Genomic DNA, 12,532 nt, shown 5'->3' with positions numbered 1-12,532 from the left:
GACGCCCAGTGATGAACAAGGGTACGTTGCACGTCCGAGCCGGCAGGACACCCGCAGCGAAGCGGGGGACCATGACCGCGAGACCGGGCTGGAGAGTCAGAGCCGGCGTCTTCGCCGCGACGACGGCGCTCCTCTCGGCGGGCACCCTGCTCGGTGCCGCCCCCGCGTCGGCGGCCCCCGCGGCGATCAGGCTGACCTCCGCGTCCTGCCCCGACGAGATCTTGCAGGGCCAGGTCAGCGGCTGCGTCACGGAGTTGCAGAACCTGCTCAACGCCCATGGCGCCGGTCTGACGGTGGACGGCAGCTTCGGGGCGAACACGCTCTACGCGGTACGCCAGTACCAGGCCTCCACCGCGATCGCCGTGGACGGACGGGTGGGCCCCCAGACCAAGGCCAAGCTGTACGCCACCGGCGGATCGGCACCGTCGCCCGTCAACCTCAACTCCTCGTCGTGCCCGGCCAACATCGTCCAGGGTGACAAGGGCGGCTGCGTCACCGAACTACAGCGGCTGCTGCGGCACTTCGGCTACTCGATCGACGTGGACGGCGACTTCGGCTCGGCGACGGACAGCGCGGTCCGCAACTTCCAGTCCACGCACGGCCTTTCCGTCGACGGCCAGGTGGGCACGAACACCAAGCGTGAGCTCTACGACACCGACGAGTCGCCGTCCACCGCCCTGGACCTGCGGTCGGCGTCCTGCCCGGCGAACATCGTGGAGGGGGAGAGCGGCGGCTGCGTCGCCACGCTACAGGCGCTGCTCAACGGCAAGGGCCAGCACCTCGACGTGGACGGTCAGTTCGGCCCCGCCACCCTGGCGGCCGTGAAGTCGTTCCAGTCGGCGGCGGGCCTCTCCGTCGACGGCGAGGTCGGTCCCAACACCAAGGCCGCCCTGAACTCCAACATCAGCACCGGTGGCGGCAGCGGCGCACCGGCACCGATCAACCTGAACTCCGCCTCGTGCCCCGGCAACATCGTGAAGGGCCAGAAGAGCGGCTGCGTCACCGAGTTGCAGAGCCTGCTCAACCACCACGGAGCGGACCTCGCCGTCGACGGCGACTTCGGACCGCTGACCGAGAGCGCCGTCCGCGACTTCCAGGCCGAGAAGGGCCTGTCGGTCGACGGCCAGGTCGGGACGAACACCAAGGCCGCCCTGTACGGCGCGGTCACCCCGCCGTCCTCGCCCGCGCCCGGCGGCGGGTACGGCAAGATCCTGGACGTGGCCGCGGCCGAGGTCGGCACGGTCGAGGGCAGCGCGCGGGCGAACAGCTACGGATCGGCCGTCGGCCTGTCGCTGTCCACCAGCAACTACGCCTGGTGCGCGACCTTCGTGAGCTGGGTGGCCAAGCAGACCGGCGCGAGCTCCTACCGCAACACCTACGTCTCGGGCTGGGTCAAGCAGGCACGGGCCGGCAACTACCACCTCTCGGTGACGACGGACCCGCAGCCGGGCGACATCGTGGCCTTCGACTGGAACGGCGGCAACGACTACACCGGCGGTCACGAGCACATAGGCATCGTGCGGACGGTGAGCGGCGGCTCCAGCTTCACGACCGTCGAGGGCAACACCAGCAATCCCAACGGCGGTTCGGACGGTGTCTACGTCAAGACCCGCAGCACGAACAGCGGCTACGACGTGCTGTTCATCCGAGTCCGCTGACCGCGGGCTCCGGTGGCCCGGAGGCGAGCCCCTCCGGGCCACCGGAGCACGGGTCCGCGGGACGCGACTCACGCCCTGTCCGGCCGGCGGGACTCATGCTCTGTCCGGCCGGCGGGACTCACTCTCCGTCCGGTCGGCGAACCGTGGCGTCCGACGACCGCAGACGGGCACGCAGTCGTGTCATGACGCGGAGGGCCTGGGCGGCCGGTGTCGCATCACCGAGGTCGTCGGACACGGCCACCTCGACACCGCCGCTGAAGCGTGCGGTGTAGTTGTACATGAAGCTGCACAGACAGGCCATGACGGTGCCCAGGACCACCTCCAGCGTGACCACCCCGGTCGCGATGAACAGCGTGTCCGAGGGCGTCGGCCAGGCGCCCGGGGCCACGACGGCCAGGACCACCGACGTGCCGAGCATGGCGCCGAGGACGCACACCCCCAGCCCGCCGAGGAAGAGCGAACTCATCACCGTCACCGACCAGGGGTTGGTCCCGGTGATGCGTATCCGGGTGGGCGGCTGCGGAGGAGCGTGGGGGAGAGGGCGGTCCCGGGCCGGCGCCGACGGCGGCGCTGCGGGGCCGGGTCCCGTGGGGGTGGGCGCGGTGGGCGCGGTGGGTGCCGTCCCGGTGCGGGACGCGGTCCGCGGCACCGGCTTACCCGTACTGCTGCGCTTGATTCGGCTCATGTGCACTCCCTGGCTGGTCCACACCTGCGACGTTAGGTCCAGCCGTGCCGCCGCGCATCCCCGACGATCACCGTGCGTGAACGGGTGCGGGGGGCTCTGTGCAGCCCTGGCGGCCTCCGCTCTCACCGGGAAACCGCAGGCGGGCGGGATACGCTGAAACCGGGGGACGGTGAGTCGGCGACATTCGGAGATCGTGATGAGTTCCGCGGGCCAGGACGGCACTGCCGCGTCCCCGGGGGAGGGCATTCTCCGGCTCGGCTTCAACCCGCCACGGGAGCACGTCCCCGGCTTCGAGATCATCGACCTGGCGACCCTGCGCCGCCGCCGTCGGGAGGTGGGCCGGCGGCCCGACCTGGTGCACCGGGTCGACTTCCACACGCTCACGCTGGTCACCGGGGGCAGTGGCGAGCACGCCGTCGACTTCGTGACCCACCCCTGCCGGCCCGGCACACTGCTGTGGGTCCGCCCCGGTCAGGTGCAGAGCTTCGTGCGGCCGGGCACCACGGCCGGCACGCATCTGCTGTTCACGTCCGCGTTCCCGTCCCACACCAGCGGCGCCGACCGCTGGGTCAAGGAGTGGTACGGCGCCGGATGCTGGCAGTTGGGCGCCGGGCCCGAGTACGCCGTACTCTCCACCCTGCTGGGTCAGTTGCGGGCGGAGTACGACCGTCCGGAGCCCGCCGTGTCCGCGGAGATCCTGCAACTCCTGCTGGCCACCGTGCTGTTGGAGGTCCGTCGGCTGCCCCACCCGGACGGCGGCGGCGACCCGCAGGCGGGCGGCGAGGTCTACGCGCGCTTCCGCGCCGAGCTGGAACGCTCCTACGCCACCACCCGCCGCGCCGCCGACTACGCCCGCCGTCTCGGCTACACCGTCAAGACCCTCACGCGCGCGTGCACGGCCGCCACCGGGCAGCCCGTCAAGCACGTCATCGACGGTCGCGTCGCCCTGGAGGCCCAGCGCCTGCTCGCCCACACCGGCGAACCGGTGGCGACCGTCGCCCGCCGCCTCGGCTTCGCCGAACCCACCAACTTCGGCAAGTTCTTCACCCGCCACACGGGCGTCACCCCCGGCGCGTTCCGGCACACCCACCAGAGCGGCCGGACGCCCGCTCCAGCAGAGCGGGAAGACGCGTTTCCGGTTCGGTGATCCCGCATTCCGCCGCACCGGCGGGGCGCGTTTCCGTCTGACGTCATCGCGCCCTTTCTCATGGAGGACCCGGCCCTACGAAGTTCTCCGTATTTCCCGCTCCCGCCCAGGTGGCAGGGCTGGTGGCCGGCAGGGCTCTGCTGAATCATCGGGAAACGGCGGTACCGCGGCCGAGCCGTTTCGGCCGCTAACCGATATCCGCCGGCCGGGGGAGGAAGAAAATGAGCGGTGAGTCGAACAGGAATGCGGACGCCGATGGCGCGGTCCGCAGGCGCGTTCTGCTCGGGGGTGTGCTGGCACTGGCGTCCGGTGCGGTGCTGGGCGGCGCGGCGAACGCCTTCGCCGGGACGAACGCGGCGTTCCGCTGGTGCCGACGCTGCCAGGGCTTGTGGCGCCCGGGCGCGGGGGACAACGGCCACTGTCCGGTGTCGCACTGGTGGGACCACAGCCACTACGTCGACGGCAGCGGTGTGTACTGGTTCGTCGACCAGGGCGGTGACTACAGCCACGACCGCAGGACCAACGGCAACCTCGACATGAAGTGGTGCCGGACCTGCAAGGCGGCGTACTGGGACGCCGGCGGGCCCACGCTGTGTCCCAACAACCCGCGGGGCCACACCCCGTCGCCCGAGACGTACCGCGTGGAGACGTCCCGGGACTTCAACCCCAGGTACCGGCACCAGGCCGGCTGGCGCGCGTGCCAGAACTGCTTCGGGTACTTCTTCATCGGCAACGGGCTGGGCAGGACCCACTGCGCCACCGGCCGTTGGCACGTGCCGCTGACGGTGAACCGCAGGGAAATCGAGTTCCTGCCCCGCTACGGGAACCCGCCACGGCGCTGACGACGGCTCACGCCCGACAGCGGAGGACGGGCCACGGCGTACCCGCCGCATTCCCTGCCTCCCGGAGCCCGTCCACCCGCTCCGCTCCCCGCCGGTCCCGGGAAGCGACGCGGGTGGGCGGCGGCTCAGCCGATGGTCATCGCCCCGGTGAGCAGGGCGAAGCCTATGTACGCGAAGGACACCGGGACGCCCCAGCGCAGGGCGTGCTTCTGGAACTCGCCGAGTTCGGTGCGGACGAGCCCGAGCAGGACCCACAGGGGTGCGCTGGTCGGGCCCATCATGTGCAGGATCTGACCGATGGCGCCGGCGCGGGCGATCTCGTTGGCGTCGACGCCGTAGTGCGCTGCGGACTCGGCGAGTACGGGGATGACACCGAACCAGTAGCCGTCGTTGGACATGAAGAAGCCGAGCGGGAGGGCGAGCACAGCGGTGAACAGCGGGATCAGACTGCCCATCGAGTCGGGGACCACCGAGAGGGCCGCGTTCGCCATGGCCTTGATCATCCCGGAGTCGGTCATGATGCCGGTGAAGACGCCCGCCGCGAGGACGAGGATCATTACCGGGACCGCGTTGGACGCCTGCCGTTTGATGAGTTCCTGCTGGTCGCCGATGCTGCGGATGTTGACCAGCAGGGCGATCACGAAGGCGACCATGAAGAGCACCAGCAGGTCGGCGACCTCCAGGACGAGCAGCACCAGCAGGAGCACGGTCAGGCCGGCGTTGAACCACATGCGCCAGTCCACCCGCACCGGTTCGAAGGCCTCGCCCGAGGCGATGTCGAGCTTGTAGGCGGCCAGCTTCTCGCCGTCGATCTTCTGGCGCTCGCGCAGACCGAGCCAGTAGGCGACGGCGATGATGGCGAGGCTGGTGAGTGCCATCGGGCCGATCATGTGCACGAAGTAGTCGGTGGCGTTCAGGTGCAGGACGCTGATGCCCCGGGTGGAGGCGCCGCCCCAGGGGGTCGTGCCGGAGATGGTGCCGAGCGCCATCGCGGCCAGGGTGGCGAGGATCAGCGGGTTCATGCCCAGGCGCCGGTAGACGGGCAGGAACGCCGAACACACGATCATGTAACTGGTGGTGCCGTCACCGTCCAGCGCGACACAGAGCGCGAGGACGGCCGTGCCGACGACGATGCGGACCGGGTCGCCCTTCGAGGCGCGGACGATGGTCTGGCAGACCGGTTCGAAGAGCTTGACCTCCATCATGAGGCCGAAGTAGAGGACGGCGAACAGCAGCAGGGCGGCGGTGGGCGCAACGGTCTCGAGACCGTTCATGATCATGTCGCCGAGCTTGCCGCCCTTGCCCGCGACGAGGGCGGCGGCGATCGGGGTGAGCATGATGGCGGTGAAGGCGGAAAGGTACTTGCGCATCACGAGCAGCATGAAGCTGCCCAGGGTGGCGAAGCCGAGGACGGCGAGCATCGTTGCTCCTTGGGGGCAGGGCCGGGGTGCGCCGGCGGACCGGCGATGATGAACGGCGCGCGATCAGTGCTTGTCGCTGCGGTGGGCTGCCGACAGCGCGCGCGACGCCGTACTCGGCTCGTGCGTGGGTCGGGACATGGTATGTGCGGCTCCTGAAGACCGTCCCGGGCGGCACGGTCGAGCGGTGGGTGGGGCCCGGCGAGGTGCCGGCGGAAACGCCTGGCCGGCTCGGGCGCCCCATGTGCGGCTGAACATCCGGAGGTGGGCGTCTCGCCCCGGTCACCGGAGAACCGGTTTACCGGATTGCCGGTAGGTAACTAGAATTCGCTCATCGCGTCAATACGAAGTGAGGAAATCGATGGCCGAACTCGCCAGGATCACGATCGAGCCGCGTGAGCCGCTGGCAGCCGAGGTCTCCCGCCGACTGATCGACTACCTGATGTCCGGCGAGGTGCAGCCGGGCGACCGCATCCCGTCGGAGCGGCAGCTGACCGAGATGCTCGGGGTCAACCGCCCGACCGTGCGTGAGGCGATCAAGTCACTCGGCTTCCTGGGCCTGCTGGAGATCCGCCAGTCCAGTGGGACGTACTTCCGGGGGGCCGACTCGGACGTCCTGTACCGGCTGTTCGAGCTGGGCCTGGTGCTGGGGGAGCGGGGCGCCCGTGACATGGTGCAGGCGCGAGCGGAACTGGAGGCGGTGGTCGCCGGTCTCGCCGCCGAGGCGCGGGACGAGGCGGGCATCTCCCTGCTGCGGGCCAGGCTGGCGGCCATGCGTGAGTGCCCGGACGAGGAGTTCCCTGAGGCGGACACCGCTTTCCATGCCGCGCTGGGCGAGATCTCCGGGAACGCCGTCCTCAGGGACATGCTCAAGGGGATGCGCGCCATGATCCAGCGAGGCTGGGTGGAGCGCACCGGGGCCGTCCGCTCGCGCGAGGTGGCCTACGCCGACCATGTGCCGATCTTCGAGGCGGTCCTGGCCGGAGACGCGGACGCGGCCCGGGCGGCGATGGCGCGGCACATGAGTGGTGCGTCCCGGCGTCTGATGGAGGCACTGGAGCGGCGCGAGGGGTGAGCCGGCTCGCGGGCTTCGGGGCGTCCGACGGCGCTCGGCGGGGGTCCGACGGCGTTCGGTGGGGGCCGGTGGCGTCCGGCCGGGGCCGGCGGCGTTCGGCCTGGGCGCGCCCGTGGTCGGCGACCTGGGGTCGGCGCTCCCGGGTGCCCGGCCCCGTCGCGCTCCGTGCCCTGGTCCGCAGCGGTCCGCAGCGGTCCGCTGCCGCCGCTTCGCCGTGACTCGGCCGTGTCGTCCGGCGGGTGCCGGCCGACGCGCGATCGCAACCGGTTGACCGGTTGACCGGTTAGCCATATGGTGGGTCGTGCGGCACTCGACGGACACGGTTCCGGCCGCTCCCAGGCTCCGCTCGTGTTCTCGCCGGAGCCCCTTGCCCCGCACCGGGTCGAGGATCGGGACCCAGCCGGTCCCCACCTACCGGAAAAGGAAGAATCCCGGTGATCGAACCCCACCCCCTGGTCGCCATGATCCACGCCGTGCCGACCGGAGCCCGTGTCGCCCAGGAAGCGTTCGCACGCGAGTTCCCAGAGGCCGCGCTCTGGAACGTGCTGGACGACCGCCTCCTGGACGACGCGCGGGACGCCGGCGGACTCACGGACCCGCTGCGCCGCCGCATGCTCCGCCTGATCGGTCACGTTCTGGACGGCGGCGCGCACGGGCTCCTGCTGACCTGCTCCTCCTACGGAGAGGTGGTGGACACCGCCCGGACCCTCTGGGGCGTGCCCGTCCTGAAATCCGACGAGTCGATGTTCAGGGCCGCCCTGGCGGGACCGTACCGGCGCGTCGCCGTCGTCGCCTCCACACCGCCCGCCGTCCCGGCCGCCACCGCGCAGCTGGCCGCGCTCGCTCCGCTGGTCAGGGTGGACCGCCCGGTCGACGTCGTGACCGCGCTGAGCGAGGAGGCCGCCACCGCGAAGGACCCCGGGACGGTCGCCCGCCGTCTCGCCGAGGCCCTGCGTGCCGTCGGCGGCGCCGACGCTGACGCGGTCCTGCTCGCGCAGTACTCCCTGGCCCCGGCCCGCGAGGCGCTGCAAGCCCTGCTCGACGTGCCCGTCCTGGACGGAGCCGGTGCCGCGGCACGTGAACTGCGCGGCCTGCTCACCGCCGAGGCGGACTCCCACCAGGCGCTCGACGTGGCGGCCGTCCGATGACCGCGTCCCTGCCCTGGCCGCTGGCCTACACCGTGTCGGCCCCCGACTGCACCGAGCCCGTGCCTCTCGGCTTCGCCGCCCCGCTGGACGACGCCGTCCGCCGGCTGGCCGAACTCGGCTACGACGGTGTGGAGATACAGGTCCGCGACGCCTCGGAGAGGGACGCCGAGAGCCTGGCACACACCGTCGCGAACGTCGGCCTGAAGATCCTCGGGATCGGTACCGGACCGGTAGCCTCCCAGGACCGGCTGACCCTGACCGATCCCGCACCGGACGTCCGCCGCCACGCCACGGGACGGCTGCGAGGAGCGGCCCGCCTCGCGGGCGCGCTCGGTGTGCCGGTCACCCTCGGCCAGACCCGCGGCACCTTCCTGCCCGGTCTGGAGGACGTGCAGCGTGTGTGGGCCGCACGAGCCGTGGGCGTGCTGGCCGAGGAGGCCGCGGCGCACGGCAGCCGGCTGCTTCTGGAGCCCCAGACCCGGACCAACACCTCGCTGTGGCACACGCCCGACGAAGCCCTCGACGCCATCGGCTCGCTGGACGCCCCGGCCGGGCTGGTGCTGGACACCCACCACCTCGAGGCCGAAGGCCTCGACCCGGTCCGGGCGGTCGCCCGGCATGCCGGTGTCACCGGCTGCCTCCAGCTCGCCGCGGTCACCACGCGTGGCCCCCTGAAGGCGGGCGACCCCCGGCTCCCGGGGCTGCTGGAAGCACTGCGCACCTCCGGCTTCACCGGCTGGCTGACGCTGGAACACACCCAGGACGGCGACAGCCCGCGGGCCGCCGCCCGCTCCTGGACGGCGCTCACCGACGCCGCCACCGCCCTGCACTGATCCACCACCGCTCAACGCCGCAAGGCTGACGAAAACCCTCCTCCTGAAAGGAACCGCACCATGAGCACCACCTACCGCCTCGGCGTCCTGGAGGGCGACGGCATCGGCCCCGAGATCGTTCCCTCCGCCGTCGAGATCGCCACCGCGGCCGCCCGGGCCGCGGGCGTCGACGTCGAATGGGTGCCCCTGCCGCTCGGCGCCACCGCCATCGAGACCCACGGCACCCCCGTCCCGGACGAGACCAAGGAAGCCCTGGCCGCACTGGACGGCTGGTACCTCGGCCCGCACGACTCGGTCAGCTACCCGGAGCCGCACAAGTCCGCGCTCAACCCTTCGGGCACCCTGCGCAAGCACTTCGGGCTCTTCGCCAACATCCGCCCCGCCAAGAGCTTCCCCGGGGCCGAGGCCATCTGCGACCACGCCGACCTGGTGATCGTCCGCGAGAACACCGAGGGCTTCTACGCGGACCGCAACACCTTCGCCGGCACCGGTGAGTTCATGCCCACCGAGAACACCGCGATCATGCTGGGCATCATCACTCGCGAGGCGACCGAGCGAGTCGCCCGGGTCGCCTTCGACCTGGCCCGCTCCCGCCGCAAGAAGCTCACCATCGTCCACAAGGCCAACGTCCTCAAGCTCACCACCGGACTGTTCCGGACCGTGTGCCAGGAGGTCGCTCGGGACTACCCGGACGTCACGGTCGACGACTTCCACATCGACGCGATGACCGTCCATCTGGTGCGCCGCGCCCAGGACTTCGACGTCATCGTCACCGAGAACATGTTCGGCGACATCCTCTCCGACCTGGCCGGCGAGATCTCCGGCTCCCTCGGCACCGCCCCCTCCATCAACACCTCCGCGACCACCGCGATGGCCCAGGCCTCGCACGGCTCCGCGCCCGACATCGCCGGCCGGGACATCGCCAACCCGGTCGCCATGATCCTGTCCGGCGCCATGCTCTTCGAGTGGCTGGCGGCCAAGCACGGCGACGAGGCCCTGGCCGCCGTCGCGAAGATCATCGAGCAGGGCGTGGCCGATGCCATCGCCGCCGGCACCTCGACCCGCGACCTGGGCGGCAACGCCTCCACCAGCGAGTTCACCGCCGCGGTCGTCAAGGCCGTCACCGCCGGCCCGAGCCGGAACTGACCCGTGTGTCCGGGGCGGGGCCGTACCCCGCCCACGGACCGTGCTCCGCCCGCACGCCCCAGGAGAGACAGCGACCATGACCCTGCGCATCGGCTGCACAGCCGACGACTTCACCGGCGGCACCGACGTGGCCGCCGCCTTCCGGCGCGCCGGCCTGCGCACCGCCCTGGTCTTCGGCACCCCGGACGCCGGCACCGGACTGCCGGCGGACTGCGACGCCGCCGTAGTGGCCCTGAAGTCCCGCTCCACACCGGCCGAAGAGGCCGTCGCCGACTCCCTCGCCGCCCAGCGCTGGCTGTGGTCCAAGGGCGCCGCCCAGACCTACTTCAAGTACTGCTCCACCTTCGACTCCACCGCGCGGGGGAACATCGGCCCGGTCTCCGACGCGCTGCTGGACGCCGCCGGCGCCCCCCTCACACTGCACTGCCCGGCCTCCCCGCCGAACGGACGCACCGTCTACCAGGGCCACCTCTTCGTCCACGACGAGCTGCTGTCCGAGTCCCCGCTGCGTCACCACCCCCTCAACCCCATGACCGACTCCTCCCTGCTCCGGCTGCTGTCGGCGCAGACCCCGCACGCCGTCGGCCTGATCGACTGGCACACGGTGCGCCGCGGAACCGACGCCGTCCGGGAAGCGCTCGTGGCCCACCGACAGGCCGGCGTCCGGCACGTCGTCGCCGACGCACTCACCGACGACGATCTCGCCGTACTCGGCGCCGGGGCACTCGAACTGGCCGTCGTCGCCGGGGCCGCCGGGCTGGCCGAAGGGCTCGGTCACGCCTATCCGGCGGTCGGGGAGAGCACTGCGCAACCGTCGCCCCGCGAAGGCCGGGCCGCCGTCCTGGCGGGCAGCTGCTCAGCCCGGACCCTGGAGCAGATCGCCCACTTCTACGCGGCCGGACTGCCGGCGCTCCACCTGGACGTGCTCGCCGCAGCGGCCGGCCGGGACGTCATCGGCGAGGCCCTGAACTGGTACGACGCACAGGACCCGGTGGCGCCGGTGCTCATCTACGCGTCCGCCTCCCCGGCGGAACTCGCGGCCGTACAGGCCCGGTTGGGCGTCGCGGAGGCAGCCGCGCAGGTGGAGGAACTCCTCGGCACCCTCGCCGCCCACCTGGTCGAGCGGGGCGTGCGACGGCTGCTCGTGGCCGGCGGCGAGACCTCGGGCGCCGTCACCACGGCACTGGGGGTACGCGCGGTGCTGGTCGGTGAAGAAGCCGACTCCGGCGTTCCGTGGACGTACGCCGCGGACAAGGACGGAGACCTCGCCCTGATGCTCAAGTCCGGCAACTTCGGCGGCCCTGACCTCTTCACCCGTGCCCTCGAAGGCATACCCGGGGAGGCCAGGTGACCGCCCGTACCGACGAACCGGCCGCCCGGGCACACGTCGTACGCACCGCACGATCGCTGTTCGAGCGCGGTCTGACGCATGGCTCCACGGGCAACCTGTCCGTCCGCCTCGCCGACGGCAGCCTGCTGCTCACGCCCACCGGATCCAGCCTCGGCACGGTGCAGGAATCCGAACTGTCCCGCACCGACCTGCACGGCCGGCATCTCGACGGCGCCCGCCCCACCAAGGAGGCCTTCCTGCACGCCGCGTTCTACCGGGCTCGGCCCGCCGCCCACGCGGTCGTGCACCTGCACTCCACCCACGCCGCCGCCGTTTCCTGCCTCGACGGCCTCAACCCCGCCGACGCACTGCCCCCGTTGACCGCGTACTACGCCATGCGGATCGGCACCCTGCCGCTGCTGCCCTACCACGCGCCCGGTGACAGCGGCCTGGAACCGCTCGCCGAGCGCACCGCCCGCACCCACCACGCCGTCCTCCTCGCCAACCACGGCCCCGTCGTGGCCGGGCCGACACTGGAGACGGCGGCCGACGCGATCGAGGAACTCGAGGAGACCGCCAGGCTCCACCTCCTCCTGAGGGGACTCGCCACCCGTCCCCTCACCCCCGAGCAGGCGGCCGCGCTCACCCCCACATCCACCTGACGGCCGGATGCCACCGTGAGCGCGGCCGCCGTGGACCGAGAAGACCGAGGTACACCCCATGACCGCACCCGTCACCCCCGTCCCCACCGCCGATCTGGTCGACCGGTACGGCGAACTTCGCGTCTGCGACCAGCAGTTCCGGCACTTCGGCGGCCACCGCCTCTTCGCCGGCCCGGTGCGCACGGTCTCGTGCCGCGAGGACAACGGCCTGCTCCGCGCACTGCTCCACACTCCCGGGGAGGGGCACGTCCTGGTGGTCGACGGGGGCGGCTCGCTGCGCACCGCCCTGGTCGGCGACCTGATCGCCGGCGCGGCCGTGGAGAACGGCTGGGCCGGACTCGTCCTGCACGGCGCGGTCCGCGACAGCGTCGCCCTCGCCGGTCTGCCCCTGGGCATCAAGGCGCTCGGCACCATCCCCCGCAAGAGTGCCAAGGCCGCCGCGGGCGCCGTCGACGTCCCGGTCACCTTCGGCGGCGTGACCTTCCGCCCCGGGGACGTCCTGCACGCGGACGACGACGGCATCGTCCTGCTCCCTGAACGAACCTGACACACCACACGATTGGGTAGCCAGTGCTTCTGAAAACCTTC

At 71.8% G+C, this 12,532-nt stretch carries 12 protein-coding genes; 10 read left to right on the top strand and 2 right to left on the bottom strand.

The window, feature by feature from the left end:
* The first annotated feature begins 71 nt into the window (after positions 1–71).
* Entirely contained in the window at positions 72–1,658 is a 1,587-nt protein-coding gene (locus AAW13_RS31300; RefSeq protein WP_046729935.1) for a peptidoglycan-binding protein, read from the top strand.
* Between the two features lie 118 nt (positions 1,659–1,776).
* Here AAW13_RS31300 and AAW13_RS45655 read toward each other — a convergent pair whose 3' ends face one another.
* Complete coding sequence (locus AAW13_RS45655; RefSeq protein WP_143145054.1) at positions 1,777–2,343, bottom strand: DUF3566 domain-containing protein; 567 nt, start codon at positions 2,341–2,343, stop codon at positions 1,777–1,779.
* Positions 2,344–2,539: 196 nt separating this feature from the next.
* Here AAW13_RS45655 and AAW13_RS31290 point away from each other — a divergent pair, with 196 nt between their 5' ends.
* Entirely contained in the window at positions 2,540–3,490 is a 951-nt protein-coding gene (locus AAW13_RS31290) for an AraC family transcriptional regulator (protein WP_046729934.1), read from the top strand.
* 221 nt (positions 3,491–3,711) lie between these two features.
* Entirely contained in the window at positions 3,712–4,332 is a 621-nt protein-coding gene (locus AAW13_RS31285) for a hypothetical protein (RefSeq protein ID WP_046729933.1), read from the top strand.
* Between the two features lie 125 nt (positions 4,333–4,457).
* On the opposite strand, the gene AAW13_RS31280 is transcribed toward AAW13_RS31285, so the two are convergent.
* Positions 4,458–5,753: a CitMHS family transporter gene (locus AAW13_RS31280; RefSeq protein WP_046729932.1), complete on the bottom strand. Its 1,296-nt coding sequence runs from the start codon at positions 5,751–5,753 to the stop codon at positions 4,458–4,460.
* A gap of 358 nt (positions 5,754–6,111) precedes the next feature.
* On the opposite strand from AAW13_RS31280, the gene AAW13_RS31275 reads away from it, so the two are divergent.
* From AAW13_RS31275 to rraA, 7 genes are all read left to right on the top strand, one after another.
* On the top strand, positions 6,112–6,825 hold the full coding sequence (locus AAW13_RS31275) for a FadR/GntR family transcriptional regulator (protein ID WP_046729931.1): 714 nt from the start codon (positions 6,112–6,114) through the stop codon (positions 6,823–6,825).
* A gap of 434 nt (positions 6,826–7,259) precedes the next feature.
* On the top strand, positions 7,260–7,973 hold the full coding sequence (locus AAW13_RS31270) for an aspartate/glutamate racemase family protein (protein ID WP_052768575.1): 714 nt from the start codon (positions 7,260–7,262) through the stop codon (positions 7,971–7,973).
* Complete coding sequence (locus AAW13_RS31265; RefSeq protein ID WP_046729930.1) at positions 7,970–8,806, top strand: sugar phosphate isomerase/epimerase family protein; 837 nt, start codon at positions 7,970–7,972, stop codon at positions 8,804–8,806. The genes AAW13_RS31270 and AAW13_RS31265 overlap by 4 nt, the downstream gene beginning before the upstream one ends.
* A gap of 60 nt (positions 8,807–8,866) precedes the next feature.
* Entirely contained in the window at positions 8,867–9,952 is a 1,086-nt protein-coding gene (locus tag AAW13_RS31260) for an isocitrate/isopropylmalate dehydrogenase family protein (RefSeq protein ID WP_046729929.1), read from the top strand.
* A gap of 76 nt (positions 9,953–10,028) precedes the next feature.
* The gene (otnK, locus tag AAW13_RS31255) at positions 10,029–11,303 is read left to right on the top strand and encodes a 3-oxo-tetronate kinase (RefSeq protein ID WP_046729928.1); all 1,275 of its coding nucleotides are present in this window, start codon (positions 10,029–10,031) and stop codon (positions 11,301–11,303) included.
* Positions 11,300–11,944, top strand: coding sequence for a 3-oxo-tetronate 4-phosphate decarboxylase (otnC, locus tag AAW13_RS31250; RefSeq protein WP_046729927.1), 645 nt, complete (start codon positions 11,300–11,302; stop codon positions 11,942–11,944). The genes otnK and otnC overlap by 4 nt, the downstream gene beginning before the upstream one ends.
* A gap of 58 nt (positions 11,945–12,002) precedes the next feature.
* Positions 12,003–12,491 carry a ribonuclease E activity regulator RraA gene (rraA, locus tag AAW13_RS31245; protein WP_046729926.1) on the top strand — a complete coding sequence of 163 codons (489 nt, stop codon included), beginning with the start codon at positions 12,003–12,005 and terminating at the stop codon, positions 12,489–12,491.
* Positions 12,492–12,532 lie beyond the last annotated feature (41 nt).

Origin of the sequence: Streptomyces humi (assembly GCF_001005085.2) — a bacterium.
Taxonomy (GTDB): Bacteria; Actinomycetota; Actinomycetes; order Streptomycetales; family Streptomycetaceae; genus Streptomyces; species Streptomyces humi.
This window is presented reverse-complemented; position numbering and strand designations above follow the sequence as displayed.